The 25,589-nt window shown below is 64.0% G+C and carries 25 protein-coding genes; 9 read left to right on the forward strand and 16 right to left on the reverse strand.

The window, feature by feature from the left end; translation table 11 throughout:
* Positions 1 to 392: 392 nt before the first annotated feature.
* A complete protein-coding gene (locus tag P0Y59_24335) occupies positions 393 to 953 on the forward strand; it encodes an opacity protein (protein ID WEJ99986.1) in 561 nt (186 codons plus the stop codon).
* Between the two features lie 67 nt (positions 954 to 1,020).
* On the opposite strand, the gene P0Y59_24340 is transcribed toward P0Y59_24335, so the two are convergent.
* Entirely contained in the window at positions 1,021 to 1,692 is a 672-nt protein-coding gene (locus tag P0Y59_24340) for a DUF4893 domain-containing protein (GenBank protein WEJ99987.1), read from the reverse strand.
* 102 nt (positions 1,693 to 1,794) lie between these two features.
* Positions 1,795 to 2,508 carry a class I SAM-dependent methyltransferase gene (locus P0Y59_24345; protein WEJ99988.1) on the reverse strand — a complete coding sequence of 238 codons (714 nt, stop codon included), beginning with the start codon at positions 2,506 to 2,508 and terminating at the stop codon, positions 1,795 to 1,797.
* 194 nt (positions 2,509 to 2,702) lie between these two features.
* Here P0Y59_24345 and P0Y59_24350 point away from each other — a divergent pair, with 194 nt between their 5' ends.
* A complete protein-coding gene (locus P0Y59_24350) occupies positions 2,703 to 3,026 on the forward strand; it encodes a hypothetical protein (GenBank protein WEJ99989.1) in 324 nt (107 codons plus the stop codon).
* Positions 3,027 to 3,222: 196 nt separating this feature from the next.
* Positions 3,223 to 6,642 carry a hypothetical protein gene (locus P0Y59_24355; protein ID WEJ99990.1) on the forward strand — a complete coding sequence of 1,140 codons (3,420 nt, stop codon included), beginning with the start codon at positions 3,223 to 3,225 and terminating at the stop codon, positions 6,640 to 6,642.
* Positions 6,643 to 6,687: 45 nt separating this feature from the next.
* On the opposite strand, the gene P0Y59_24360 is transcribed toward P0Y59_24355, so the two are convergent.
* Positions 6,688 to 7,833, reverse strand: a complete 1,146-nt coding sequence (locus P0Y59_24360; protein WEJ99991.1) for a glycosyltransferase family 4 protein — start codon at positions 7,831 to 7,833, stop codon at positions 6,688 to 6,690.
* 310 nt (positions 7,834 to 8,143) lie between these two features.
* On the opposite strand from P0Y59_24360, the gene P0Y59_24365 reads away from it, so the two are divergent.
* Positions 8,144 to 9,022: an alpha/beta fold hydrolase gene (locus tag P0Y59_24365; GenBank protein ID WEJ99992.1), complete on the forward strand. Its 879-nt coding sequence runs from the start codon at positions 8,144 to 8,146 to the stop codon at positions 9,020 to 9,022.
* A gap of 134 nt (positions 9,023 to 9,156) precedes the next feature.
* Positions 9,157 to 9,756, forward strand: a complete 600-nt coding sequence (locus P0Y59_24370; GenBank protein WEJ99993.1) for a hypothetical protein — start codon at positions 9,157 to 9,159, stop codon at positions 9,754 to 9,756.
* 42 nt (positions 9,757 to 9,798) lie between these two features.
* Here P0Y59_24370 and P0Y59_24375 read toward each other — a convergent pair whose 3' ends face one another.
* From P0Y59_24375 to P0Y59_24405, 7 genes are all read right to left on the reverse strand, one after another.
* Positions 9,799 to 10,818 carry a hypothetical protein gene (locus P0Y59_24375; protein ID WEJ99994.1) on the reverse strand — a complete coding sequence of 340 codons (1,020 nt, stop codon included), beginning with the start codon at positions 10,816 to 10,818 and terminating at the stop codon, positions 9,799 to 9,801.
* Between the two features lie 364 nt (positions 10,819 to 11,182).
* A complete protein-coding gene (locus tag P0Y59_24380) occupies positions 11,183 to 12,238 on the reverse strand; it encodes a hypothetical protein (protein ID WEJ99995.1) in 1,056 nt (351 codons plus the stop codon).
* Positions 12,239 to 12,495: 257 nt separating this feature from the next.
* Positions 12,496 to 13,560, reverse strand: coding sequence for a ribonucleotide-diphosphate reductase subunit beta (locus P0Y59_24385; protein ID WEJ99996.1), 1,065 nt, complete (start codon positions 13,558 to 13,560; stop codon positions 12,496 to 12,498).
* Positions 13,561 to 13,571: 11 nt separating this feature from the next.
* Positions 13,572 to 14,060 carry a hypothetical protein gene (locus P0Y59_24390; GenBank protein ID WEJ99997.1) on the reverse strand — a complete coding sequence of 163 codons (489 nt, stop codon included), beginning with the start codon at positions 14,058 to 14,060 and terminating at the stop codon, positions 13,572 to 13,574.
* A complete protein-coding gene (locus P0Y59_24395) occupies positions 14,057 to 14,251 on the reverse strand; it encodes a hypothetical protein (GenBank protein WEJ99998.1) in 195 nt (64 codons plus the stop codon). Before P0Y59_24395 ends, P0Y59_24390 begins: the two co-directional genes overlap by 4 nt.
* On the reverse strand, positions 14,248 to 14,562 hold the full coding sequence (locus P0Y59_24400) for a hypothetical protein (GenBank protein ID WEJ99999.1): 315 nt from the start codon (positions 14,560 to 14,562) through the stop codon (positions 14,248 to 14,250). Before P0Y59_24400 ends, P0Y59_24395 begins: the two co-directional genes overlap by 4 nt.
* Positions 14,559 to 14,774 (reverse strand): hypothetical protein, encoded by a 216-nt coding sequence (locus P0Y59_24405; protein ID WEK00001.1) that lies wholly within the window; start codon positions 14,772 to 14,774, stop codon positions 14,559 to 14,561. Before P0Y59_24405 ends, P0Y59_24400 begins: the two co-directional genes overlap by 4 nt.
* Before the next feature lie 55 nt (positions 14,775 to 14,829).
* Between P0Y59_24405 and P0Y59_24410 the strand changes: the two genes are divergently transcribed.
* Complete coding sequence (locus tag P0Y59_24410; GenBank protein WEK00002.1) at positions 14,830 to 15,072, forward strand: DUF2171 domain-containing protein; 243 nt, start codon at positions 14,830 to 14,832, stop codon at positions 15,070 to 15,072.
* Positions 15,073 to 15,143: 71 nt separating this feature from the next.
* On the opposite strand, the gene P0Y59_24415 is transcribed toward P0Y59_24410, so the two are convergent.
* The 4 genes from P0Y59_24415 to P0Y59_24430 form a co-directional block, all read right to left on the reverse strand.
* The gene (locus tag P0Y59_24415; protein ID WEK02673.1) at positions 15,144 to 15,572 is read right to left on the reverse strand and encodes a DUF559 domain-containing protein; all 429 of its coding nucleotides are present in this window, start codon (positions 15,570 to 15,572) and stop codon (positions 15,144 to 15,146) included.
* Between the two features lie 148 nt (positions 15,573 to 15,720).
* Positions 15,721 to 17,667, reverse strand: a complete 1,947-nt coding sequence (locus tag P0Y59_24420; protein ID WEK00003.1) for a ribonucleoside-diphosphate reductase subunit alpha — start codon at positions 17,665 to 17,667, stop codon at positions 15,721 to 15,723.
* 404 nt (positions 17,668 to 18,071) lie between these two features.
* A complete protein-coding gene (locus tag P0Y59_24425; GenBank protein ID WEK00004.1) occupies positions 18,072 to 19,430 on the reverse strand; it encodes a HAMP domain-containing sensor histidine kinase in 1,359 nt (452 codons plus the stop codon).
* 5 nt (positions 19,431 to 19,435) lie between these two features.
* Positions 19,436 to 20,101, reverse strand: coding sequence for a response regulator (locus P0Y59_24430; GenBank protein WEK00005.1), 666 nt, complete (start codon positions 20,099 to 20,101; stop codon positions 19,436 to 19,438).
* A 124-nt stretch (positions 20,102 to 20,225) separates the two neighbouring features.
* Between P0Y59_24430 and P0Y59_24435 the strand changes: the two genes are divergently transcribed.
* On the forward strand, positions 20,226 to 20,780 hold the full coding sequence (locus P0Y59_24435; GenBank protein ID WEK00006.1) for a hypothetical protein: 555 nt from the start codon (positions 20,226 to 20,228) through the stop codon (positions 20,778 to 20,780).
* Positions 20,781 to 20,899: 119 nt separating this feature from the next.
* On the opposite strand, the gene P0Y59_24440 is transcribed toward P0Y59_24435, so the two are convergent.
* Positions 20,900 to 21,409, reverse strand: a complete 510-nt coding sequence (locus P0Y59_24440; protein ID WEK00007.1) for a helix-turn-helix domain-containing protein — start codon at positions 21,407 to 21,409, stop codon at positions 20,900 to 20,902.
* A gap of 74 nt (positions 21,410 to 21,483) precedes the next feature.
* Between P0Y59_24440 and P0Y59_24445 the strand changes: the two genes are divergently transcribed.
* Entirely contained in the window at positions 21,484 to 22,128 is a 645-nt protein-coding gene (locus P0Y59_24445) for a dihydrofolate reductase family protein (protein ID WEK00008.1), read from the forward strand.
* A gap of 12 nt (positions 22,129 to 22,140) precedes the next feature.
* Positions 22,141 to 22,800: a glutathione S-transferase family protein gene (locus P0Y59_24450; GenBank protein ID WEK00009.1), complete on the forward strand. Its 660-nt coding sequence runs from the start codon at positions 22,141 to 22,143 to the stop codon at positions 22,798 to 22,800.
* Between the two features lie 80 nt (positions 22,801 to 22,880).
* Here the strand turns inward: P0Y59_24450 and P0Y59_24455 are convergent, their stop codons facing one another.
* Positions 22,881 to 25,538, reverse strand: coding sequence for an EAL domain-containing protein (locus P0Y59_24455; GenBank protein ID WEK00010.1), 2,658 nt, complete (start codon positions 25,536 to 25,538; stop codon positions 22,881 to 22,883).
* Between the last annotated feature and the right edge of the window lie 51 nt (positions 25,539 to 25,589).

Genomic DNA, 25,589 nt, shown 5'->3' on the forward strand with positions numbered 1-25,589 from the left:
GCCGGCAGCCCGGGCTAGGTACGCGCGGGAAGTTGTCCCGAATGGTGGCGGCTCTGCCGCTGTCGCGCTGAAACAGGCATGGTGACAGAGTGGGCATCCATCGCCGGGAAGTCAAATCGCGGAACGGCTGCGGAGTGTAGCCGGTGTCGGAAATGGGGCTCACGGTTACAGCGAGATCCGCCTCGCGGTTGCCGAAAAATGGCTGATTTCGGCCATGTTTCGTTCATCGGGGCGACAGAAACCGTTGCCCGAAAGCCGCAATATCGGCCTCGGTGGAGCTTATTTGCACCGCAGTGCAACAGCTTGGGACTTGATGGGTTGGGACGGACCTCGGCGATGTCGGGATGCGCGAGGCGTCCGATACCCGGGGAGTAACAGATAAAGGTGTACCCATGCGCAAGTTTTTCATCGTGACCGCCGCGGCGGCCGCGTTCGTCGCCATCCCAGCCGTCGCGCAGGACAATGGATCGGCGGCATCGGATGGCGCCCGGACCTCCCGCCTTGAGCCCTATGTCGGCGTGATGGGCGGCTGGGAGCAGTTCGACAACGAACGCAATGCCGGCATTCCCCAATCGCCCAATCGCAACGACCGCCTGAACGGCGCGCTCGTGCAGGGTGTCGTCGGCGTGAACGCAACGGTTGCGGGCCCCCTGTTCGTCGGCATCGAAGGCAATGTCATCAAGGGTGTCTCGGGTGACATCGACTGGGAATATGGCGCAGCGGGCCGGGTCGGCGTGCGCGCGGGCCAGAACGGCCTGTTCTACGGCAAGGTCGGCTATCAATGGGCCAATTTCGACAAGTTCGGCGACAATAGCCGCGACTATCACGCCATGACCTATGGCGCCGGCGTGGAGGTCGGCACCAAGAGCGGCATCCGCGTGCGCGGCGAGGTGAACACCTTCGGCGCGGCGCACAGCCTCCGGCCGATGGCAGGCCTTGTAAAGGCGTTCTGATCGACGTGATGCAATGGTGAAAGGGCGGGTGCGGCAGCGCCCGCGCCCGCCCTTTTGCTGCGCGCCGCTATTCGTGTTCCGCAAGCTGCTGTTCGGCCGGAACCGGCGTGATCTCGTAGATGGTGAGCAGCGCTGACCGGTCGACCGGAGCAAGGGTCAGCCGCCAGCGGAACGGGGCGATGCGTTCGACCACGCCAAGCGCGCTCCGGCCGCGCTCGGCGCCATAGATCGGTGCCTTGGCATTGCCCTCTGCATAGGCGCCGAGGAAGATGAAGCGGGTATCATCGTCCGGGTAGAGCCAGCCCGATGGACGCTCGGTGCCGGTCTGCTTGGTGAAGGACTGGCCGGTGCCCTCGCCGCCGATATAGCAGAAGGTTGCCGGGAAAGTGCGGTAGGCAGGCACCCTCCGGCCTTCCCCGCCGAGTTTCACGACGCGGCAACGATAGGAACCGGGCGGCAGCGCGGGGTGGCCGAGCGCGCGGGTGGGGTCGAGCAGCGCGCCCTCCCGCGCCAGCGCGGCGGCGAAACGCGGCGTCGCGGCAGCGAGCGCGGTCGACCAGAGCGTACCGAACGTGGCGAGCCGGTCCGAATCCTCGGCAACGATCAGCCTTTGCCATTGCTTGTCGGGGACGGCGGGAACCTCGACGATCGCCGAGGGGCGGTGCGCGGGTGTGGCTGCACACCCGCCAAGAGCCGCGGCGAGCAGGAGCGCTATCGGAAGGCGAGCGTCGCGGCGCATGAATTCTCCCCCGGACGGAACACCGGCACCTTATATGATTGCCGAGCCTTTAAGGAGGGGTGCGTGGCCATGGTTGATGGAAAATAAGCTGCGGCGTGCTTCTCAGCAGGCCGGCTTGTGCCATTCCATGATCAGGAACCAGGGGACGCGGCGGTAGCGGGCGACGTGCGCGGCGTCACCGCCATAGGGGACGGGTTCGGCGAAGTGTCGCAGGATCAGGCCCTGCTCCAGCAGCAACGCCATGTAGGTGCCGAGCGGCCGGTGCCAGTTGCGGATGCGGATGCCGCGCCAGGCGACCCAGTCGACCCGTTCTTCGAGATACCGATCGATCGAGAAACGCGGCCGCCCCTTGCCGTCGCGCGCCCATCCCTCGGGCTGCCCGGCGGTGTTGAAGCTGGTGAGGTTTGCGATCAGCAGCGATCCGCCGGGCCGGAGCACGCGCGCCATCTCCGATATGGCCCGGGCGATGTCCGGAATGTCGATCAGCGACAGGTAACTCACCACCAGGTCGAAGGAGTTTTCGGGAAAGTCGAGCATCTCGGCCCTGCCGATCCGATAGTCGCCGTCCGGGTCTTTCCGCCGCGCCTGCTCGATCAGGGCGGCGATCGGGTCGACGCCGATCGCCTGAATGCCCGTCGCGTTGAGCATGCGGCAGAAGCGGCCCTCGCCACAGCCGACATCCAGCGCGGACGTGAAGCTGCCCGCGGCCACACGCTCGAGCATCGGCCGGTCGAGCACCCAGGCCCGGCCGAAATCCCCGACTTCGCCCATGTCGGCGATCCAGGCTTTCGCTGATTCAGTCCATCCGTCGGACATCATGCCCCTCCTTGCCCGATCCCCCCGGATGCGAGCGACGTTAGTGCGGGGCGCGGCACAGGGCTATCCTCGCGCCGCCAGAATGGCGGGCATGGTCGATCGCCGATCTCGCCTGTCGGTCTTTGGTCGCAAGGCGTGTCGTCGTGGCGCGAATCCGCGCTAGGCTTTCCCGAATTCCCGGGATGGAGGCAGCAATGAAATCGTTCCAATTCTCCCTTGCGCCGGAGAAGCTGTGGCAGGCGATCAACCCGATGACCTTCTATCAGCCGGGTGCGCAATATGGCTTCATCAACATCGATCTCGGCGCGACGCCGAAACCGGAGGTCGAGCAGGATATCCTTGACGAGGTCGGCAGCTATGGCCGCCAGCTCGGCCGGATCGGCGACGCGCTTGAGGTGCTGATGAAGCATGTCGATCTCAAAGGGCTGAGCGCGGACGAGCAGGATGCGCTCTCGATCCTGCAGGGGCAGCTCGCCGAGGTGCGGAAGATCAAGCGGCGAGACCGCGCACAGGAATGAGGCAGCGCTGCGCCGTTGCCTCGTGCGGCGGGCGCGGCAATTGCCACCATTCCGGTGCCGAAAACGCCCAGCCAGCGGGCAAATTTCTGCATATTCCTGCCCGGCAACGAGGGAGCGGGCCTCGCGGCGCTGATCGCCGCCAGCAGGAACCGCATCGATCCGATCATGTTGCCGGCCAGGGGAGGGAATGCGAAACATGAGTCTCAAGCCGCCGTCGACGATCCAGGACCAGCTTCGGTTCTTCCATTCGATGCCGGGATCGGGCGGGATCGCGAAGATCAACGACGTCACCGTTCAGAACAGCACGCAGAACGAGAAGCACAAGACCGCGACCGGGCTGCATGTCATCCTGGACGATCAGGATCCGGAGCAGACGCTGTTCGGGATCACCTCGGTACCCCGCGAAACCCGCCTTGCCGGCAACGCGCGGGAAAAGGGCTGGCAGAAGGTCGCGAAGCTGACCGTCATCTGCGATACGCTGACCGTCCGATGCGACTGGTGGCTGCCCGAATGCGACCTGACCATCTATGCCCGCAGGATCGAGTTCGAGGGCGACGGGCGGATCGATACCAGCCCGCCCGGCTGGGCGACGCCCAAGGCGCAGGATTCGGTCGGCAAGACGCCCGGCGCGAACGGCGCCAACGGCCATGCGGGCGGCGATGCCAGCATCTATGCGAGCGAAATAGTCACCCCGAAGGGCACCAGCCGCAAACGCGTCATCACCGACGGGCTGGACGGCCAGGGCGGCGGCAAGGGGCAGAATGGCGCGGACGGCAAGAACGCCTCAGGCTATCTCTATCTCTCGAGCGATTATGTCGACCGGAGATCCTATATCGACAGCGGCATGAAGACGACGGTCGCCGTCAAGCTCGACAAGCATGGGGACCGGCAGGTGCTGGGCATCCGGCGAATCTGGAAGGTGGCCGAGTTCTTCGAGGGCAGCAATAATGTGGAAGGCACGACCGTGCCGCCCACCAATGGCGAGCCGAGCATCGCCCCCGGGGATTCCGGCAATGGCGGGGCGGCCGGCAAGCTGGTCACCAACCAGCCGGCGATCGCGAAACTGTGGTCGGGCAAGCCGGGCAAGGCGGGACCCCGCGCGCCAAAGGCCGTGGGCGGGAAGGGCGGCCAGCCGCGTGCTTCGGTGTTCTACGACTGCACCTATTATCACGAATTCCACTTGTGGGGCGACGACGACAATTCGAAGAGCGCGAAGGTCTCCGTCACCGAATACAGCACAAAGGACGGCAGCGATGCGGAAGGGAAGGCGGGCACCGACGCAGCACCGATAGCCGAGCAGGTGGTGGAAGCTGACGCAGCGATCTGGCTCCATCCGACGCTGGTGCCGCTCACGATGGGCTATATTCGCGAAAGCTACCTGACCGAGCAGCGCGACGAGGCGAAGCGGCTGGTCGATGTGTATGCCGACGCCTTCCTGTCACCGCTCCCGACCGCCAACAAGGCCTGGAAAGCCAAGGACGGCGCTTATTGGCGGTCGATCCAGACCGAGCTGGCGACGCTTGCCCAGCGGCTCGCCTCCCACCTCGATTATTTCGGCAAGCCAGCAGGTTATACGCCGCTGCTGTCGCTTTCCAGCTCCTTCCAGCTTTATCGGATGGAGGTCGACATGGCGCTTGAAGTGCTGATGTTCACCAGCTGGGTGGTCGAGAAGCAGCGCTCCCAGGCGGAAGGGGCCGAAAGCAGCGAGGCCGCCGCGCGGCTGATCCTCAAGGAAAATGCGAAGCTGGTCGAGCAGATCGGCGGCGCCGAAGCGAAGTCGGCGGCGCTGACTCAGCGCATCACTGCGCTGGGCAAGGCGCAGGACGAGATCCAGGGCAAGCTCAACGTCACCTATACCCGCCTCTACAACGAGGCCTCGAACGACATGGCGAAGAAGGGGCAGATCAAGTTCGCCGCGAACCTGGCGGCCGCCCTGTGCCAGGTCGTGCCGGTGGGCCAGCCGATCCTTGGCGGTGTCGCGTCGATGGCGGCGGACGCCACCGACCTGCTCGACAAGGACCCGAAGGACGTGATGGCCTCGCTCAAGACGAGGCTGGGCGATACCGTCGATGCCTATAAGGCGGCGAAGAAGGACGCTGACGAGGTCATCAAGAAGGCCAAGGATGAGGCGAAGGAACTGGCCGGCGCGGAAGGCGGCAAGAAGCTGAGCGTCGCTGACATCAAGAAGCTGTCCGAAACCAAGCCTTCGGCCTGGTCGACGGTTGGCAAGGGGCTCGCCCCCGCCGCCTCGCATCTCAAGAAAGCCTATGAGAGCATGCAGCTTCCCCAAGCGGAGATCGAGGCGCAACTGGCCAAACTCGCCGCCAAGGACGAGGCATGGAAGGCCCTGTCCAAGGACATCAAGGAGGTCATCGAGCAACGCGCCTCGGTCCAGGAGGAGGTGATCCAGCTCGGCCAGCAGGTCGGTCAGGGCTATGCCGACCTCGCCGATAATATGGACAGCCTGGCAGGCCTGTTCGACAAGGAGGCGTCGGCACGCACCCGGATGCTCAACGCCAATGCGTTCACCGCGATCGCTGGCATGCGCAACCGCGCCCGGATCGCGCTGACCGAGGCGCTGTACAATCTGGTGCGGGCGTTCGAATCCTCGCTGCTCAAATCGGTCGAGGTCAACTGGTCGCTCGATACGCTGTACGAGCAGGTCAACACGCTGCTGAGCGACAAGCCGCTCCATAAATGGACGGACAAGGAGGTTCGCGACCGGGTCGCCACGCTGAAGCCGCTGTTCAAGAGCAACCTTGCCGATATCCGCGCGAGCCTGATCAAGGACGTGGAAAAGCTCGACATGGTCGATCGCGACGTCGACCTGGTCATCGACGGCGACACCGGGGGCGATCCGATCGAGCTGCTGAACGAGGGCGTCAGCGCCGAGATCAGCACGCTCCGGCTCGGCGCGGTCGAGCCCGACTGGCAGCGGCAGATGATGGCCGACATCAGGCTCAATCGAATCGTCTTCGAAGGGACGCCAGCCGATCTGCCCGACAAGGGCGATGTCGAGATCATCATCGAGATCGGCGAGCTGGGGATCGTGCGCAACGACGACCAGCTTTATGGCCTGAGGCTGCCGGTCTCGCTGGTGAAGTCCTATCGCTATCATTTCTCCAACGGCACCATCACCAAGGCGCAGCAAAGCGCGCTGGCCAAGGACCTGATGAACCTGATCCTCGACGACGCCGACGACCGGATCAAACAGAAGATGGCGATGCCCTCGGCCTGGACGACGCTGACCCTGAAGGCGGCGTTCAACCTGCGCGGCAACAAGCCGGCGCCGAAGATAAAGCGGATCGACCTGACGATGGTCGTCAGCAGCGTGAAGGCGAAATCGAAGCAGATAGTGCTCGATCTTGCCACGTCCGACGGCTTCTCCGCGCTGGCGTTGCCCGCCCTGTCGGCTGACGGCTTCACGGAAACCTATCGGATCTTCGACGGCAAGCAGGGCGATACGGAGATCGCGGTTGTCGAGGCAAGTGCGGGGACGGTGATCGACCATTGGGTGGTCAGCCAGGGCGGCAAGACAGTCGAGAAGACCGGGCAGTCGATCAAACTGCCGATCGATCGCAACACGCGGATCGAGGCGGTGTTCAGGCAGGCATGATCCGATCCGCCGCCGCGACAGGGACCGGCCCGGTCGCGGCGGCGTTCAGGAAACGGGCGTCGTCATTCCCCGCACCATCGTCTCGGCTGCAACCCGGGGGCGATCCGATGCCGGAAGCATGATCGTCGCCATGCGATTCATCGCGGCGGCGAAGGAGTGGGAGGCATCGTACAGCGCACGCGACGCCGGGTCGAACGCCGGCAGGTCGGCCCCGGCCGCGTGCCGTATCGCCGCCAGGAAGCCGGTCGCGTCCTCGGCCAGCCATCCGGCCGCGGCGACGGCTGGGGCATAGCCTGAAAAGGCCTCGCTGGTGCCGATGATGCGCTTGCCGAACATCAGTGCCTCGGCGACCTTGGTCTTCATGCCCGATCCCTCGAAGATCGGCGCGACGACGCAGCAGGCGCCGGCATAGCAATGGGCGAGATCGTCAACGGCGCCGACGATGCGGATGGTGGGTGAGGAGCCGAATTCCCCGCGCAGGGCCTCCATGCCTTGCCCGACGATCATGGCCGGCAGCGGGGATCGCGGCGCTACCTCCCGCAAGAACCATTCGATCCCGCGCCGGTTGGCGTAGAAGGCGCCGCCGACGAAAAGCAGGTAGTGCTCGCTTCGGGACAGGGGCCCGGGGCGAGGCGAGGGGAGGGCGTCCTCGACCGCGATGGGCGATATATAGTCGGCGCCGCGGCCATAGACGCGACTCAGGCCCTCCGAATCCCGCGCTGAAAGACAGATGATCGCGTCGCTGTGCCGCACCGCGTTGCGCTCCGCGGCATAGTTTGCGGCGAGGAGGCGAAGCGACAGAACCGTTCGCTTCGCCCGGACGGCACCCAGGAAGAAGCGCGCCTCGACATTGTGGAAGAAGGTGACCACCCGGACGTCGGGAAAGGCGCGTTTGATCGGCGGGACGAGATGCCCGAGGCTGGACCCGTCGACGAATACCTGCCCTGCGGAGACGTCGCCGATCCGGGCGAGGATGCGCGCCGTTTCCAGCCGGTCGGCTTCGCCCGGATGCCCGCGCATGGTGTCGATCAGGCCGGCGACTGATCTCTTCGTCAGCCGGTGAACCGTCAGGGACTCGCCGAACAATATCTTCAGCACCCGCGCGTTGAGCCGGCACAGAAGCTCCCGCCCTCCCGGTGGCGCGTCCGGATCCATCAAGGAGATCAGCAGAACCGTTGAAGGATCGGGCATGCCGTTCAGGGTGCAATGGGCAGGATGGCGCGACAAGCATTGTTGCGGTGTCGGGGTTCGTTTGACCGGCCGGGGTGCCGCGCGCGCCCGCGACGTGGAGACGACATGTGACATAAATCGACATGGATATCGGCGGGCTTGCCGGGTTTTCACGAAGGGGAATCGAATGAAGACGGGCTCCTCGCGCGCGTGAGTTTTGTCATGCCTGTAAGCAGGTGGGCGTATGGTCGGTGAGGATGGCCGTTTTGATCGCGTTCGGAACGTCGGTATCTGATACGCTGGCGGCACAAGCCGAAGAGGGGGCAAGCCGATGAAAACCTGGATCACAGCCTTGGCAGCGGTGGCGATCGCGGCGACCGGGCAAGTTGCGGCGGCACAGGAGGTGCCGGCGGCGATCTTCACTGATCCGGTGCGCGATACGACGCATCCCGCGCGTATGGAGGTGCTGCATATCCCGAGCGGTGGCGTGGCGATCAACGGCCTCGCCTATGTCGCGGCGGGGGCGGGGCCGCATCCGGTGGTGGTGCTGTGCCACGGCCTGCCCGGCCATGAGAAGAATCTCGATCTCGCCCAGGCGATGCGGCGGGCCGGGTGGACGGTGGTCACCTTCAACTATCGCGGCTCCTGGGGGAGCCCGGGCAGCTATCGCTTCATGAACGACCTCGAGGATGCCGATGCGGTGCTTGCCTGGCTGCGCACCCCGGCCAATGCCGCGCGCCTTGGCATCGATCCGAAGCGCATCGCGATCGTCGGGCACAGCCTTGGCGGATGGGTGACGGCGCTCACGGCGGCGCATGATCCGGCGCTGCTCGGCGCCGCGATGATCTCGCCCGGCAATATCGGCTTCCTCGGCCACATGCCGCGCGACACGGCGGCGGGCTTCTTCGCCGCCAACGGCCTTGAAGCACTGACCGATACGAGCGGCGCGATCATGGCGGACGAGGCGATCGCCCATGCAGACGCTTTCGATTTCGTGAAGGCCGGGCCGCGCCTGACCGGCACCAATTTGTTCGTGCTGACCTCCGACGACGGCTTCGCGCCGGAGGCCGACCGGCTGGCCGCCGCGGTGAAGGCGGCCGGGGGCAAGAAGCTGTCGACCGTGCATGTCGCGACCGATCATGGCTGGTCCGACCGGCGCATCCGGCTGGAGAGCGAGATCATTCGGTGGCTGGACGGGTTGGGGCGGTGATTGCCGACGAGGCTCTGCGTTCTGCCGTCGAGCGAAGCTATGAAGCGTTTGCCCGGGAGGCACCCCCGACACAATGGCGTGCGGCTCCCTCGCGGAATGGGGATAGGCTCCTGCGTACCCTGACGTCAGTACCGTTGCGTGACCTGAGTGCCGAGGCCATCGGTCCTTATTCGGGTTGGGCGATCACGACGGTAGGTTCGGAACGCGACTACCGCCATTTTCTGCCGCGTATCCTGGAGCTTGCTGCATGCGATGACACATGGCTCGGGGCAGAACCGGCGGTGATAGCCAGCAAGCTGAAGATGGGGCGGTGGGAAGAGTGGGATACGGACCAGTACAGTGCGGTGCCGGCCGTGTTCGAGGCGGGATTTTGCGCGTCGCTCGATATGCTGCCGGGTTATGAGTGTACGGCGGATAGCTGGTTGTGTGGGTTGGCGGCGCTCGATCGGCCCGTTGAGCCGTGGCTGACGCTGTGGGAAGGATCGACGTCTTTGAACGCCGCGCTTCAGTTGTCCTCCTTCATACGAATGGAGGAGTGGCCGCTGGATTCTGCCACGGCGGTATCGGGTGGCTTCTGGAAGGAAGCGAGTCCCGCTTTATGTCGGCAGGTTGCCCGCTGGCTTATGAGTGCGCCTGTTCGACGGGTGATCGAAACGGCGCTCGATATGGTGACGCCGGAGGATCGATGGGATGTGGGGCAAGCGATGGCCGATTTGGATCGGGTGGCCAGCTGACCGGGCTTTCGGTGAGCTAAGTATGGTGCCCCCAATCTCCCTTCACGCCGAGCTTTCGGGATCCCATTCGCCATACCCTCGCGCATCCAAGGTGGCTCGCACGGCTTGGTTTCTCTTCGTGCTGCCCGGATATAACGCGATCGCCCGGACCGACGCCGGCCAGTAACCAGTCGCGAGCGCTTCCATGTCGAGCTTGGTCTGCATTGTCCTGAAGCTTTCGAGATGCTCCAGTGTTTCAATACCCCTTACCTCGGCGAGGTTCTTGCAGTTTGCCAGCAGGACGCGCCGCAGCGGCGGTCCCACAAGATCGATCGACAATAACTGAAGTTGATCCTCTATCTCCAAGCTGCGAAGATGCGGGAAGCGCCTGAGATCGCCGACGGTTTGCAACCCACGAACCCGGACGATGGACAAATCCTCCAAGCCTGGATGACTGAACTCATCGATCGACGATCGCCCGCCCAGGATGACGCGGAGTGATTTCAGTGCTTTGGCATCTTTCAGGAACCCAAGATCCTTCTTGTTGGGGAAAGCCCCCAGCATGAGGTCGGCCAGCTGTGGAAGGTCCGCTATCACCTCGATATTGCGCGTGTGGCCGTGGATCAACAAGCGTTTCATGTTCCTGGCGGCACCCAGAGGCGCGAGATCGAAGTTCCGTTTGGCCGTTTCGACCAAGGTCAGGCTCGTAAGACGATCGGTCCCGATCTGATCGAGGAAGCCGGGATTGTCATAGCGGAACACGCCGAAGGACAGCGCCGATAAAGCCGGTAGCGTCGCGATCAGATGCTCATTGGTGATCGTGGTGAGGCAGTCGACCAGCAACGATCGCACGTCGGGCAGATGCTCTAGCGCGGAGGCGTCAAACCCGGTGCTGTAGTGGCCGTAAAAGCGGACCTGCAGTTTCTCCCCTAACTCCGCGCAAAGCTGATTGAGCGTGCCCAGCAGCTTTGGGGTGTAGCCGGGCTGTGAGAATTGAACGACGGGCGTGTAGCCAGCCGCAACCAGCGACCTGATTGCGTTGCTGTCGATGTTCTGCGGATCATTGAGACGGTCGTGGCGCATCGTGCCTGCGGCTTTAGAGGGCGGATTTGAGGATGTTTATGCCAGCACCGAAGTTTCTTGAGGTGTTCTTAATCCGATAATCCGATGCCGCGTAATTAAGTGCACTGTCACCACAATTATTCTTCTAGCCAAGCCACAGGATGAGCCCAAGAACCGCGGCGAGGTGGCGTTTGCGCTCGTTTTTCTTGGCCGGGGGGTAGCTGCGCTTTGCGGGAGATCGAGCAGGGGCGCTGACGCATGACCTTTGATCGGCTAATTAATAAACTGTCGCCGTAATTCGTGACAGCGCTAAAGGGTGGCTGTGTTGATCTATCGTTCCGTGAGAAGTGTGCTATCTTGTTGATATGGCGCCTGCAATTCAAATCTAAAGAAGCTTAGGCTCCAAATCTTTTGGCTTTCCAAGGGTAGTCAACAGTTCGCTAGCTCTTAAGAAGAACAAGAAGTATGGATCAATAATTGCGAATGTCCCTGATGCTGCTTCTGGATCCCATTCGACTATCTTCTGGGAAGGGTGCATTTGTTCCGCGAATCCTGCAATCTGCTTAAGTGATTCGGTAATGCTGCTGCCTACTGGCTTGTCATCAACGCAGACCGCGGTTATCCTCACCAATAGGTCTGCGTAATTGAATTCCATCGATGGTGGGTCTTCGCTAAGGGCGAGAAGCGATGCGCGGTAAGCATCTCCTTTGGTTCTGTCGGAAAATAAAAACTCTTTCCGTTCAGTTCCTCGTACTCGCGGTCCCGCGTGCATTTGTTTAACTAGGGAAGTATAGTCGGAGCGCGTTGAAGTCTGTTCTAGAGCTTCTCTTAGATCGTCTTCGGATACGGCGATATCTTTTAGTTCATCATTCGCTTCTCGAAGTTTCAAATTGAAGCAAAGTTGCAGGCAGAGCCCTTGCATAATTTGAGGGGAGGTGCAGCTTTCTTGTGCGAAACGTTGTACTATGCCAATGTCAACTTTTGCGTTCAGTGCTTGGAAGCCTTGGGTTGCAATTTTCGTGAGATCTTCAAAGGTCCAAAAGGAAGTATCAATATTTATTGTGCGTCCGCGAAGTTCGTGATTGGAGCGAACCACGTCATCTGATCGATGGGGCACTGATGCAATGCAAAAGCGTATGCCAGTTTCGGCTGCTGCCTTAATTTGTCGTCCAATTGATTCTTGAAGATCTCGATGAATATAATGAAAATCATCTAAAAATACAATAAAATTACTATTGGCAATTTCTCTCGCGACTGCTGCCATGCCTCTGTTTTGTTGCGTTGACGTTACGTTATTATTTGCGGAGGTTGTTGTAGAAATTCCACCGCCAATACCAGCGGATCCGATACCAGGGATGCTTATCCTTGCGTTCACACTGGCGTTAGGAGTTAGCGCTTCGCTAGATCCATTGGTTGTATTCACCGATGTTGGAGTTGCCATCCAATTAAGAATCGCTTCCCATAGATCGTTCTGAGATTCTATTTGAGTGCCAAATATGTGTATGAGATTATCTTCGCCAACGATGTTCCGAACTAGTGCAGTCTTTCCCGTCTTTGAAGGTCCAGAGATAGATATCGGTGATCTTGGTGTCTCAATAGCCTCTCTTACTTTTCGTTCGAGTCTCTCGTCCCTGCGCTCTACATAAGTTATTGTCGGAAAATCGCTGGGTACGAAAACTTCGGTTGCTCTTATTGGCATTATTCAGCCGCCACGCCAGCCTGCGAGAACATATCCCCGCCGCTAGCCCCATCCCCGGCATCCTCATTCGCCGCCTTGCCGCCCTTGGCCTTCTGCCGCTTGTCGAAGCCGTCCCACACCTCGTTCCAGTTCCCGCGTGTCGCGGCCTTGGAATATTCCGTCGCGCGCTGTTCGAAGAAGTTGGCGTGCTCCACGCCGTTGAGCAGCGGGGCGAGCCAGGGCAGGGGGTGCTCGTCGATCATGTAGATCGGCTTCAGGCCGAGCTGGCCAAGCCGCCAGTCGGCGATGTAGCGGATATACTTCTTGATCTCCTTCGGCGTCATGCCGTTGACCGGGCCCATCTCGAAGGCGAGATCGATGAAATTATCCTCAAGGTGCACGGTCGTCTGGCACATCTCGCGGATGTCGGACTTGACCGCCTTGGTCAGGCAATCCCGCTCCTTGCAGAAGGCGTGGAACAGCTTGATGATGCCCTCGCAGTGCAGGCTCTCGTCGCGCACGCTCCACGACACGATCTGGCCCATGCCCTTCATCTTGTTGAAGCGCGGGAAGTTCATCAGCATCGCGAAGCTGGCGAAGAGCTGAAGCCCCTCGGTAAAGCCGCCGAACATCGCCAGCGTCTTGGCGATATCCTCATCGGTGTCGACGCCGAAGCCCTGCAGGTAATCATGCTTGTCCTTCATCTCGCTATATTCGAGGAAGGCGCCATATTCGCTCTCGGGCATGCCGATGGTGTCGAGCAGGTGGCTGTACGCGGCGATATGCACCGTCTCCATGTTGGAGAAGGCGGCGAGCATCATCTTGATCTCGGTCGGCTTGAAGATGCGGCCATATTTCTCGTGATAGCAATCCTGCACCTCGACGTCCGCCTGGGTGAAGAAGCGGAAGATCTGGGTGAGCAGGTTGCGCTCATGGTCGCTGAGCTTTTGCGCCCAGTCGCGGCAATCCTCGCCGAGCGGCACTTCCTCCGGCATCCAGTGGATCTGCTGCTGACGCTTCCAGAACTCGAACGCCCAGGGGTATTCGAACGGCTTGTACTGCTTGCGGGCTTCGAGGAGGGACATGGGTACGCCTTTCAGGTGTAACGGATGAGTTCGAGAATGAGGTCGACGGAAAACAGGGCGATCATGGCGAGGCCGAGAATGACGAAGCCCCACCTTGGTCGGCCCGGTGGATCATTGGCTCCCCATGCCGTCTGCACCCCTACCAGGATGAAGATGCAGGGTGCCATCAAACGGGTCCAATCCGGCACCCGATCCTCGGGGAGAAACCAGGAAAGAAGCAAGATGCCGAAGAAGGGGATGCTGGCGATCTGCACAACCCGATCGATCATATTCGTCGGCCGAGGTGCCTTGTCGGTCAAGGCTATCGAGGTTTCGATAGAGCGAAGCTCCTCGAAATAGCGGTCGGTGCCACGCGCCAGCCGGAAGCGCAGACGGCGCTCCAGCCAGCGGCGATGCAGCCGGTTGACCGGGGCGTTTACATAATGGCCGATGGCCCGGAGCAGCAGGGCCAGCCCAATGCCGGCAGCTATCCCGGCACCCGGGAAAGTCGGCGCGTTCACGATCCCGCTCCCCAGGAATTCAGCGCCCAGGCGAAGCGGCCGAGCAGCAGCGCCAGCGCGATCAGCATGGTGCCGGCGATGCGGCGGCCATAGACGGCGCCTTCGCTGCGCGCCGGTCGCGTGAACACGTACAGCCCGCCAGCGGCGGAGGTCGCCGCGACCGCGGCCATGATGAGGGGCGCGCGGTTCACCCGTTGCGGCCCCGTACATAGACGGTCCTGTAGACGGTCCGGGTGCCGCGGTGCGATCCGACGCCGAAGAACACGATGCCGATGAAATAGCCGAAATCATACCAGCCGCCATTGTTCGGCACCGCATAGACAGCGACGTCGGGCATGAAGAGCGACAGGAACCAGGCGACCGGGAAAATGATGCCGTGCCACACGCCAAGCAGGAAGCCGGGTGCGCTTGGCTGAACCGCGGAACCGATCTGGTGCGCGCAGGCCGACAGGGTCGCGACGAGTGCGAGGGCGGCAAGGGTGCGGAGGCGGGTGCTGTTCATTCGACCACTCTCAGATAGAGGCTGTAGGCGAGCAGGCCGACGCCGACGATGAACGGGACCAGCGCGACGATCTTCGCCTGTTCGGGCGGGATGCGCTGGCCGAGCGCGTCCTTCTTCGCCTCGCGGCTGGCGATCATCGTCACCAGCACGCCGAGGAAGATGCAGAAACAGGCGATGGTCACCAACATGGCCAGGACTCCGGTCGCTTGCATCGAATCGGTTTTGCGCGCGTTGTGTGGCGGCATCCGTAACGAAGGAGGAATGCACATGGCCGACGCGAGCGCAATCAGGGAACATATGGAAGTCATCGGCGCCGACGGCGTCCATGTCGGCACCGTCGACCATGTCGAGGGCGACCGGATCAAGCTGACCAAGGCCGACAGCGGCCAGGGGCGCCATGAGGGGCACCATCATTTCATCTCGCTCGGCCTGGTGGCCGATGTCGAGGGCGACAAGGTGCGGCTCAGCGCCAACGGCGATGTCGCCGTGACGTTCGAGGAAGAGGCGTGAGCTAATTCCCCTCTCCCCTTGTGGGAGAGGGAGGGGCCCATGCGAAGCATGGGAGGGTGAGGGGGCTGAGGTCACCGCGTGCGACTCCCCCTCATCCGGCCCTTCGGGCCACCTTCTCCCACAGGGGGAGAAGGGATGTGCGGTGCTATCGTTGCGATGACGCCATCGATGTTCGTCAGGACATCGTTGTTCCAGAAACGCAGCACCCGATAGCCCTCGTCTTCGAGAAAGCGGGTGCGTTGCGCGTCATAGGTCGCGGCATCGGCATGCTGGCCGCCGTCAGCCTCGACGATCAGCTTGGCGGCATGCGAGCAATAGTCGGCGAAATAGCCGCCCATCGGGACCTGGCGACGGAATTTCGCATGGGGAAAAGCTTCCCGTAGCGCACGCCACAGTAGCTTCTCGGCCTCGGTCGGGTCGCGGCGTAAATCGCGTGCACGGGCGGTCGTTGTCGAGGGTAGCAGTTGGCGTTTCGTCAGGCCTTCTGCATTCCCCCTCACCTTCCCACGCGGCTTCGCCACGCGGGCCCCTTCCTCTCCCACAGGGGGAGAGGAGTTAAGGCGCGATTCCTCGTTTCCCTCTCCCCTTGTGGGAGAGGGAGGGAGCGCCGGAGGCGCGGAAGGGTGAGGGGGACTTAACGGAACCACCTCACTGGCACGCCAGACACTCGTCATAATCCTTCGATTCGACCTGGATCTCGCGCAGGTCGATCGTGTTGTCGGCCTCAACGCCGCCGGCGAAACCCGCGCGCTGGATGCTCTTCGAGCGGAGATAATAGAGCGACTTGATGCCAAGCTCCCACGCGCGGAAGTGGAGCATCAGCAGGTCCCATTTCTCGACATCGGCCGGGATGAACAGGTTCAGCGAGGCCGACTGGTCGATATAGGGCGTGCGGTCGGCGGCGAGTTCGATCAGCCAGCGCTGGTCGATCTCGAAGCTGGTCTTGAAGCAGTCCTTCTCCTCCTGGGTGAGGAAGTCGAGATGCTGCACCGAACCGCCCTGCTCCAGGATCGAGTTCCACACCGCATCCGAATTCTTCGACTTCTCGATCAGCAGCTTTTCCAGATACGGATTGCGGATCGACCAGGAGCCACTGAGCGTCTTGTGGGTATAGACGTTCGCCGGGATCGGCTCGATGCAGGCGCTGGTGCCGCCGCAGATGATGCTGATCGACGCGGTCGGCGCGATCGCCATCTTGCAGCTGAACCGCTCCATCACGCCCATGTCGGCCGCGTCGGGGCACGGCCCGCGCTCGACCGCGAGCTGCATCGATGCCTCGTCGACCTGGCCCTTGATGTGCTTGAACATCTTCAGGTTCCAGCTCTTGGCCATCGCGCCTTCGAAGGCGAGGCCGCGGGCCTGGAGGAAGCTGTGATAGCCCATCACGCCGAGGCCGACCGAGCGCTCGCGCATCGCCGAATAGGCGGCATGCTCCATGCCGGGCTCGGCGCGGTCGATGAAATCCTGAAGGACATTGTCGAGGAAACGCATCACGTCCTCGATGAAGCCCTTCTCGCCCTTCCACTGATCCCAGGTCTCAAGGTTCAGCGACGACAGGCAGCAGACCGCGGTGCGATCATTGCCGAGATGGTCCTTGCCGGTCGGCAGCGTGATCTCGGAACACAGGTTCGAGGTCGAGACCTTGAGGCCCAGGTCGCGGTGATGCTTTGGCATCGCCTTGTTCACATGGTCGGAGAAGACGATGTAGGGCTCGCCGGTGGCGAGGCGGGTCTCGACCAGCTTCTGGAACAGCGCGCGGGCATCGACCGTGCCGCGAACCGAACCGTCCTTCGGGCTGGTCAGGTTCCATTCGGCGCCGTCGCGCACCGCCTCCATGAAGGCGTCGGGGATCAGCACGCCGTGATGCAGGTTCAGCGCCTTGCGGTTGAAATCGCCCGAGGGTTTGCGGATCTCGAGGAACTCCTCGATCTCGGGATGCGAGACGTCGAGATAGCAGGCGGCCGAGCCGCGGCGCAGGCTGCCCTGGCTGATCGCGAGGGTGAGCGAATCCATCACGCGCACGAACGGGATGATGCCGCTTGTCTTGCCGTTCAGCCCCACCGGCTCGCCGATGCCGCGCACATTGCCCCAATAGGTGCCGATGCCGCCGCCGCGCGAGGCGAGCCAGACATTCTCGTTCCAGGTGTCGACGATGCCGTTCAGGCTGTCGGGCACCGAGTTGAGGAAGCAGGAGATCGGCAGGCCGCGGCCGGTGCCGCCGTTCGACAGGACAGGCGTTGCGGGCATGAACCACAGGCGCGAGATATAGTCGTAGATTCGCTGCGCATGCGCCGCATCGTCGGCATAGGCCGAGGCGACGCGGACGAACAGGTCCTGGTACCGCTCGCCGGGAAGGAGGTAGCGGTCGTTCAGCGTCTCCTTGCCGAAATCGGTGAGCAGCGCGTCGCGCGAATGATCGACCTCGACCGGGTAGAGCTGTGGCTTCACTTCCTTGGAATCGCCGCGCGCCGCCAGCTTGCGCTTGGCGCCACCATTCTTGCTCGATGTGTCGGCGGCAGGCGCGGCGCTCGCCGCGGCGTCGATCGTATCGGTGGCCATGGTTACGCTTGCCTCCTGGGTATCTCTGAAATCCATCGCTCTCTGCCCCTGTCTTTCATCAAACATACACGACCGTCCCGCCCATTGGCGTTCCCGGTCCGTTCGAATCGGGGGCGAACCCCCATGATATCATTTTCGAGGGCGCCCATGGAGAACAAACTCTGCCCTGCCCGCGACTTGCGACGCGAGGTTGGCACATTCCGCAATATGGGGTCGCGGTGGTTGTTCTACCAGTTCTTGGGTTCGCCCCCGAACTCAACCCCAACAGATTGTGCCTATTCGATCCGGATCGCAAGACGGTAAATGACAGTTGGGAGACTCGGTTCGTCGCTAATTTGAGTCAGTTCATGGCATCGACGAAGCGGTGCGATGCAACGACGCGTGGAGTTCTGCGGGGTTCACGGATTGCAAGGGAACGAACGCGGAACGCGACTAAATTTTCACGACGAGCCGGTTGCCGCCATCGGCAAGGTGACGATCGCGCGCAGCCCGCCTGAGGGGGTTGCCTCAAGCGCCAGGGCGCCGCCATACAGTTCGGCCAGTTCGCGCACGATCGACAGGCCGAAGCCATGACCGTCGCCGCTTTCGTCGAGTCGGCGGCCCGGGCGCAAGGCTTCTGCCCGGTCTCCGGCGGCAATGCCCGGGCCGTCATCCTCGATGTTGATTCGGACTCGGCCAGCGAGGCCGGGCTCGGCCGACAGCGTGATTCGGCTGGCCGCCCAGCGCCAGCCATTGTCGAGCAGATTGCCGAGCAGCTCGTCCAGATCCTGTGGGTCGATCGCCAGTGCGAGCCCGGCTGGCATTGATCGGGAGAAGGAGATGGCGCGGTCGGCATGGATTCGCGCGAGCGCCTCGGCGACGCCGTCCACCGCCGGTTCGAGCAGAGTGCGCCGCCGCGCAGCGCCGCCCGACGCATCGGCGCGGGCTCGGCCGAGATGGTGGCGGATCGACCTGTCCATGCGCGAGACCTCGGCGGCCATCATGCCGTCCGGGTCGCTGCCCTGCTCACCCAGGCGCAGCGCGAGCGCGGCAAGCGGCGTCTTCAGGCCGTGCGCGAGATTGGCAACATGGCCGCGCGCATTGGCGAGCGCAGCGGCGTTCTCGGCGAGCAGGGCGTTGAGTTCGTCGGCGAGTGGTTGAAGTTCGGCTGGCTGGTCGGCCGGGACGGCTTCCGCGCGCCCGGCACGGACCGAGGCGAGCGACTCCTTCAACAAGGCGAGCGGGCGCAGGCCAAGACGGAGCTGGACCAGGGTCGCGACGCCGAGCGCCAGCCCGAGCAGGGCGAGCGAGCCGAGCAAGGGCGTCATGGCGGCACGCAGCGGCCGCTCGACGATCTCGCGTGGCGCCGAGGCAGCGATTCGCACCGGGCCGGCGCTCGTCCGGACGGTGATGCTGCGCGCGTGGCGGGCGCCACCCTTCGCATCGCGCCAGTCGAGCGGCCGGGGCTCGCCTTCCTCGCGCCGGCGATGGCGATGATCCTGCAGGTCGGGGGGCGGGGGCTGCTCGATCCGGGGGAGGTCAGCCGAGGCGATGCTCCCGGCGGGTGCATCGATCCGCCAGCCCCAGCCCGAGCCGGCCCGGTCGAACGGCGCGGGCGAGACAAGGCGCGATCGATCGACCGTGCCGTCGGGGCCGACCGCGGTGGCAAGCAGCGCGACCTGGGCGTCGAGGCGCTGGTCGAGGCCCTGCATGACGAAATGTTCGAGCACCGCGCCGATCGCCAGCGCGGCGAAGGCGAGCGCGGCGATCGTCGCGAGCGCGGCCAGCGCGGCAAGGCGGCCGAACAGCGATCGCGGCATCAGCCTCACGGTTGGGTCCCGGTCAGGCGATAGCCCCGGCCGCGCACCGTCTCGATCAGGTCGCGGCCGATCTTCCGCCGTAACCGGCCGATGATCACTTCGAGCGAGTTGGAATCGGGATCGGCATCGCTTTCATAGACATGCTCGAGCAGGTCGAGCCGGTCGATCACCGCTTCCTTGCGCAGCATCAGCGCCGAGAGCACGCGCCATTCGAGCGCGGTGAGGCGGAGCGGCAGGCGGTCGAGTTCGAACTGGCCGGTCTGGGCGTCGAAGCTGAGCGGGCCGCAGGCGATCAGCGTGGCGGAATGGCCGGCGGCGCGGCGGATCAGCGCGCGCAGGCGCATCACCAGCTCCTCGACCCGGAACGGCTTGGTCAGATAGTCGTCGGCCCCGGCGCGAAACCCCTCGACCTTGTCCGACCAGCCGTCGCGCGCGGTGAGGATCAGCACGGGCAGGCTGCGGCCGGCGGCGCGCCATTCCTGCAGCACGGCGATGCCCGGCTTCACCGGCAGGCCGAGATCCAGCACCGCCGCGTCATAGGTGCCGGTATCGCCGAGATGCGCGCCGTCCTCGCCATTGCCGGCGATGTCGACCGCGAAATTCTCGGCGCGCAGCGCCCGGGCGATGCCGTCGGCGAGCGCCGCGTCGTCCTCGACCAGCAAAATGCGCATCGGGGCTCCTTTCCGTCACCGCGCTAGGCCCGCGGCTTAAACCGAAACTGAACGGGGAGGTTCAGCGGGGTGTGGGCGGGCATCGCTATCACGGCTTCACTCGGAAACGATGGAGTGAAACCGAATGACTGAAGAAATCACCCGGAAGCCGGCCCGCAAGCCGTCGCTTCGCATGACCCTTGCCGCCATCGCCCTGCTGGGCGCGGGCGGCGCGGTTGGCGCGACCGCGGCGCGGATGGCCGGCCCCTCGATCGAGGTGGCGCCGCTCAATCCCGTGACGATCGCCTCGCTCAAGACCGGTCAGGGCCTGGTCACCGTGCGCGGCAGGGTCGGGGAGGTCTATGGATCGAACTTCATCCTAGCCGATGCGAGCGGCCGTACGATGATCGAGGGCGGGCCGCGGTCCGACGGCCTCGTCACGGCCGGCAGCTCGGTGACGGTGCAGGGCTGGAACCGGAACGGCGTGCTGCGCGCCTCCTTCCTCGTCGGCGCGGACGGCACGGTGACCGCACTCGGGCCGATGGGCCATGGGCATGGCGGAAGACATGGCGGGCCGGATGATCCCGGCCGCGAGGGTCCCGGCCGCGAGGGGCCTGATCGTGACGGTCCCGGCACTCCGCCGCCGCCCGCCGCGGTAGCGCCGCCTGCCCCGGCGCCGGTCGGCAACAGCGCGGGGTAAAACAGCGCTCACCGTCATGCCGGACTCTTTTCCGGCATCCACCGTCCCGCAGGCGCCGCCGTTGCGAGTGCGGAACCATGGACCCCGGGGCAGGCCTCGGGGTGACGGCGCCGGGTGGGTCAGGCCGGGGCCTGAGCCCCCCTGATCGCTTCGTAAGCCGCCTGAAGGCGCATCGCGACGCTCGGGCGGCCGGTCGTCGGGGTGCCGAGATGCTCGGTGCGCAGCTCGTCCATGAAATCCGCCCACATCTCCGGCCCGCCTTCTTCCAGCAATTGCGCGCGGATCGCCAGGTCGGGGGTGACGGGCAGATGCCGCCGCCCCCAGGCGCCCAGCTGCGCCATCAGCGGCACGAGCTGGATCGCCGGCTCGGTCAGGCTGTAGAAATGCTTCTGCTTGTGGCTCGGATCGTCAGTGATGGCGAGCAGGCCCGACGCGACCAGCTTCTTCAGCCGGTCCGCCAGGATGTTCGAAGCGATGCCTTCCTCCGATGCACCCAGCAGCGCGCGGAAATGGCGGCGGTTGCCGAACATGATGTCGCGGATGACGATCAGGCTCCACCGATCGCCCAGTGTCTGGATGGTGAGGTTGATCGGACAGCCCGAACGTGGATCGTCGATATGGATCGCCATGACTGATTGCAATATAGGATCGGTTGTGCGACTCAACAACCGATTTTGATTCGCAAGCAGTCTGGAGAGGTTCGATGACCAGGGTTCGGGTTGGCGCTTTCTCGATATCGGTGGACGGCTTCGGTGCCGGCCCCGATCAGGATCTGGAACATCCGCTGGGCGTGCGCGGGCAAGAGCTGCACCAATGGGCGTTCGCGACGAAGACGTTTCGGACGATGTTCGGCCAGGAGGGTGGTTCCACCGGCGTCGACGAAGCCTATGCCGCCCGGTCGATGGAGGGCATGGGTGCCTGGATCATGGGGCGCAATATGTTCGCGCACAGTCGTGGCGACTGGTCCGACGATGGATGGAAGGGCTGGTGGGGGGACACGCCGCCTTATCATTGCCCGGTATTCGTCCTCACGCACTACGCGCGGGCGCCGGTCGAGATGAACGGCGGCACCGTCTTTCATTTCGTCACCGAGGGGGCCGAAGAGGCGCTGCGGCTTGCCCGCGAGGCGGCTGGTGATCGCGATATCCGCATCGGCGGCGGCACCGCGACGATCCGGGAATATCTGACCATGGGGGCGATCGACGAAGTGCATCTGGCGATCTCGCCCGTCGTGCTGGGCAGGGGCGAGGCGCTGTTCGCGGGGCTCGACCTGCCGGCGCTTGGCTATGCGGTGAGCCAGCAGGCGCTGGGCGAGAACGCCACGCACATCATTCTGACGAAGCAATAAGGAAAGCCCGCCATGACGCTCAAACTCTACGCACACCCTTTGTCGTCCTATTGCCACAAGGCGCTGGTCGCCTTTTACGAGAACGACATTCCGTTCGAGTACAAGATGCTCGACCAAAGCGAGCCCGTGGCGAGCGAGTTCGCCCGGCTATGGCCGGTCAAGCGCTTCCCGCTGCTGGTCGATGGCGACCGGGTCGTGCCGGAATCGAGCGTGATCGTCGAATATCTCGGCGTGCATTATCCGGGGCCGGTCAAGCTGATACCGGCCGATCCCGATGCGGCGATCGAGGTTCGGATGATGGACCGGTTCTTCGACAATTATGTGATGAACGCGCAAAGCCGGGTCGTGTTCGATGCCCTGCGCGAGGAAGGCAAGCGCGACGCGCTGAATGTCGAGGAGGCCCGGGCGATGCTCGATACCGCCTATGCGTGGCTCGACGGCTGGATGGAGGGTCGCGAATGGGCCGCGGGCGGGGCGTTCAGCCTGGCTGACTGCGCGGCGGCACCGGCGCTGCTCTATGCCGACTGGACTTACGCGATCCCCAAAAAATACGCCAATGTCTGGGCGTATCGGGCGCGGCTGCTGGCACGGCCTTCCTATGCGCGGGCACTGGATGAGGCGCGGCCGTATCGCCATTATTTCCCGCTGGGCGCGCCGACCGACCGCGACTGAACGTCTTCATCATGCCGACCTGTTCCGGCATGAACTCGGCGACGGGGCGCAACTCGTGTTCCGGGTGACGGTCCGGAGAGTCAGGCCGATCGGCGCGCCGGGGGAATCTGTGCCGATGCGGTCTGCGGATTCAGCCGCTCAAGGTTGAAATGCTGCGCGAATTCAAGCCCGGCCTTGCCGTCCGTAGCCCAGCGGATCGTGGCGGGGAACATCTGCTCCTCAAGCAGCTCGATCATGATCTCGAGCCCGATCGCGTCGGGGTCGACATCGATACCGTCGATCATCGCGCCGGTCGAGGACATGTTGCGGATGCGGATATCGCCGGCGACGTCGCCCGCCGTGATCCGCGCATTGCGGATCATCGAGTGGCGCGGCGCGCGGCTGACGCGGTAGCCCGACGCGGTCGCCATGCCGCCGGCTGCCGCGAGCTGCCTTACCACTTCGGCGGCGCGCGCGGGTTTGCCGTAGACATAGCCCTGGATATGGCTGCAGCCGAGTTCGCGGATCAGCGCGATCTCGTCCTGGCCTTCAACGCCCTCGGCGGTCGTTTCCATGCCCAGCGTATCGGCCAGCGTGACGATCGCCCCGATGATCGCGGCGTTGCGGTTGCCCGCGATGGTGGCGCCGCGCACGAAGCTCTGGTCGATCTTGATCTTGTCGAACGGCGCCTTCTTCAGATAGCCGAGCGACGAATAGCCCGTGCCGAAATCGTCGAGCGCGAGCCGCACGCCGATGCCCTTCAGCATCTTGAACATTGTCTCGGACGAGGCGGTTTCGTCGAGGAACACGCCTTCGGTGATCTCCAGTTCGAGCCGGTCCGGCGAGATGCCCGATCTGGCAAGCGCGCTCGTCACCACAGCGGGCAGCGCTGGATTGGCGAACTGGATCGGCGAGACGTTGACCGCGACTCGGATGTCCCTTGGCCAGGTCGCCGCCTCGGTGCAGGCAGTCCGCAGCACCCATGCGCCGATCGCCTCGATCAGCCCGCAATCCTCGGCGACCGGCACGAACTCGGCAGGGGAGATGGCGCCACGGGTCGGGTGATCCCAGCGGATCAGCGCCTCATAGCCGACGATCCGCTCGGTCTTCGTGCTGACCACCGGCTGATAGGCGACATGGAACTGGTCCTGCGCGAGCGCGTGGCGGAGATCGTCCTCGAGCTGCTTGCGGCTCTGCGCGCCGACCAGCAGTTCCTCGCGGAAGAAGCGGTGGATGCCGCGGCCATCGGCCTTGGCGGCATAGAGCGCGAGGTCGGCGTTGCGGATCAGCGTCTCGGCGTCGCGGCCATGCTCCGGCGCGATGGCGATGCCGATCGAGCAGCCGATCGTGACCGAGGAACCGTCGATGAAATAGGGCTGGGAAAGCGCGGCGATGATCGAGCGGCCGAGATCGGCCAGGCGCTCGCGATTGGCCTCGCTCGGCAGCACGACCTGGAACTCGTCGCCGCCGAGCCGCCCGACCAGGCCGGCCTCGCCGACCGCGCGCTGAAGCCGCTGGCCGACTTGCTTGAGCAGCGCGTCCCCCGACTGATGGCCCATCGTGTCGTTGACCGCCTTGAACCGGTCGAGATCGAGCAGCAGCAGCGAGGTCGCGCGATAGGTGCCCGACGGCTGGTTGAGCATCTGGTCGAGCGACAGCCGCATGCGCTGGCGGTTAGCCAGGCCGGTCAGGCTGTCGAACAGCGCGAGACGCGTGATTTCCGCATCGGCGCGACGGCGTTCGGTCAGGTCGCTGCCGCTGCCGACAAAGCCCTGGAAACGCCCGAGATCGTCGACCGTGGGCCTGCCAGAGATCGACCACCAGCGTTCCAGCTTGCCGGTGCTGGCGGGACGGACCGAATAGTTGGAAAAAGCCGTGCGCGAGGATAGGTGGAAGGCAAGGGTTCGCTCGGTCTCGGGCGAGGCGCTGTCCATGCGGAACAATGCGGTCAGCATCTCCCCGATCGCCTGGGTATCGCTGGTGTTCAGTTCCTGCGCGACCTTGTCGGAAAGATAGACCAGCCGGCCATGGCTGTCGGTCTGCCAGAACCAGCCGGTCGTGTGGCTTTCGAATTCATGGACCAGGCGCGCCGCCATCCTGCCGCGGACCTCGGCCGCGCCGCGGTTTCCGGCGGCCGAGCGGTCGAGACGAGCGAGGCGGTAGGTGGCGATCGACAGGCATAGCAGGAAGGCAAAGGCGACGCCGCTGGCCATGCCGAAGCCGGTCTGCAGCGTGATCGTCCCGACCAGCGCCGCGGCAAAGCCGATCGTCGCAGCCCGCATGGGATGAAGCACCACGACAAGCACGACGATCGTCGCGAAGATCGCGACGAATCCGGCAAGCTGGACAGTGCTCGCGGGGAATTTCGCGCTGATGCCCAATAGCGAGAAGAGCAGGACGGCGATGGCGGCGCCGATCAGCGTCATCGCGCGGACATGCGCGTGCGGCGAGGCCTCGGCGAGAGCGGGGATTTTGAGCAGCGCCAGGGCGAAGATGCCGAGCCCGACACCGATCGAGCCGCGCAGTTCGATGCCCGACAGCAGGTCAAGACGATCGACACTGAACGCACCGTACCAGAGCAATGCCGGTGCGGCGATCAGCGCCACCAGCGCGAAAGGCCAGGTGGCGGCGAGCTGATCGACCTGAATGCGCAGGGCATTCAGGTGCGCGTCGGGCGTTTCCGACACGGGGGCGAGATCATCCCGGAACGCGCCGGCGGTGGAGGTCAGGGCGCGGAAGGGGTGGAAGGCGACAAGCATGCACGCCGACTATAGCGAGCGAACCTTGCCAAAATCCTTGCGCGCGATGGT

Origin of the sequence: Candidatus Sphingomonas phytovorans, assembly GCA_029202385.1 — a bacterium.
GTDB lineage: Bacteria > Pseudomonadota > Alphaproteobacteria > Sphingomonadales > Sphingomonadaceae > Sphingomonas > Sphingomonas phytovorans.

Bases quoted from the DNA above. Each gene is read 5' to 3' on its own strand.
- P0Y59_24345 (WEJ99988.1), bottom strand. From the start codon at position 2,508: ATGTCCGACGGATGGACTGAATCAGCGAAAGCCTGGATCGCCGACATG.
- P0Y59_24420 (WEK00003.1), bottom strand. From the start codon at position 17,667: ATGGATTTCAGAGATACCCAGGAGGCAAGCGTAACCATGGCCACCGAT.
- P0Y59_24340 (WEJ99987.1), bottom strand. From the start codon at position 1,692: ATGCGCCGCGACGCTCGCCTTCCGATAGCGCTCCTGCTCGCCGCGGCT.
- P0Y59_24450 (WEK00009.1), top strand. From the start codon at position 22,141: ATGACGCTCAAACTCTACGCACACCCTTTGTCGTCCTATTGCCACAAG.
- P0Y59_24455 (WEK00010.1), bottom strand. From the start codon at position 25,538: ATGCTTGTCGCCTTCCACCCCTTCCGCGCCCTGACCTCCACCGCCGGC.
- P0Y59_24380 (WEJ99995.1), bottom strand. From the start codon at position 12,238: ATGGCAACTCCAACATCGGTGAATACAACCAATGGATCTAGCGAAGCG.
- P0Y59_24355 (WEJ99990.1), top strand. From the start codon at position 3,223: ATGAGTCTCAAGCCGCCGTCGACGATCCAGGACCAGCTTCGGTTCTTC.
- P0Y59_24425 (WEK00004.1), bottom strand. From the start codon at position 19,430: ATGCCGCGATCGCTGTTCGGCCGCCTTGCCGCGCTGGCCGCGCTCGCG.
- P0Y59_24445 (WEK00008.1), top strand. From the start codon at position 21,484: ATGACCAGGGTTCGGGTTGGCGCTTTCTCGATATCGGTGGACGGCTTC.
- P0Y59_24400 (WEJ99999.1), bottom strand. From the start codon at position 14,562: ATGAACAGCACCCGCCTCCGCACCCTTGCCGCCCTCGCACTCGTCGCG.
- P0Y59_24360 (WEJ99991.1), bottom strand. From the start codon at position 7,833: ATGCCCGATCCTTCAACGGTTCTGCTGATCTCCTTGATGGATCCGGAC.
- P0Y59_24375 (WEJ99994.1), bottom strand. From the start codon at position 10,818: ATGCGCCACGACCGTCTCAATGATCCGCAGAACATCGACAGCAACGCA.
- P0Y59_24440 (WEK00007.1), bottom strand. From the start codon at position 21,409: ATGGCGATCCATATCGACGATCCACGTTCGGGCTGTCCGATCAACCTC.
- P0Y59_24435 (WEK00006.1), top strand. From the start codon at position 20,226: ATGACTGAAGAAATCACCCGGAAGCCGGCCCGCAAGCCGTCGCTTCGC.
- P0Y59_24385 (WEJ99996.1), bottom strand. From the start codon at position 13,560: ATGTCCCTCCTCGAAGCCCGCAAGCAGTACAAGCCGTTCGAATACCCC.
- P0Y59_24335 (WEJ99986.1), top strand. From the start codon at position 393: ATGCGCAAGTTTTTCATCGTGACCGCCGCGGCGGCCGCGTTCGTCGCC.
- P0Y59_24430 (WEK00005.1), bottom strand. From the start codon at position 20,101: ATGCGCATTTTGCTGGTCGAGGACGACGCGGCGCTCGCCGACGGCATC.
- P0Y59_24410 (WEK00002.1), top strand. From the start codon at position 14,830: ATGGCCGACGCGAGCGCAATCAGGGAACATATGGAAGTCATCGGCGCC.
- P0Y59_24405 (WEK00001.1), bottom strand. From the start codon at position 14,774: ATGCAAGCGACCGGAGTCCTGGCCATGTTGGTGACCATCGCCTGTTTC.
- P0Y59_24365 (WEJ99992.1), top strand. From the start codon at position 8,144: ATGAAAACCTGGATCACAGCCTTGGCAGCGGTGGCGATCGCGGCGACC.
- P0Y59_24350 (WEJ99989.1), top strand. From the start codon at position 2,703: ATGAAATCGTTCCAATTCTCCCTTGCGCCGGAGAAGCTGTGGCAGGCG.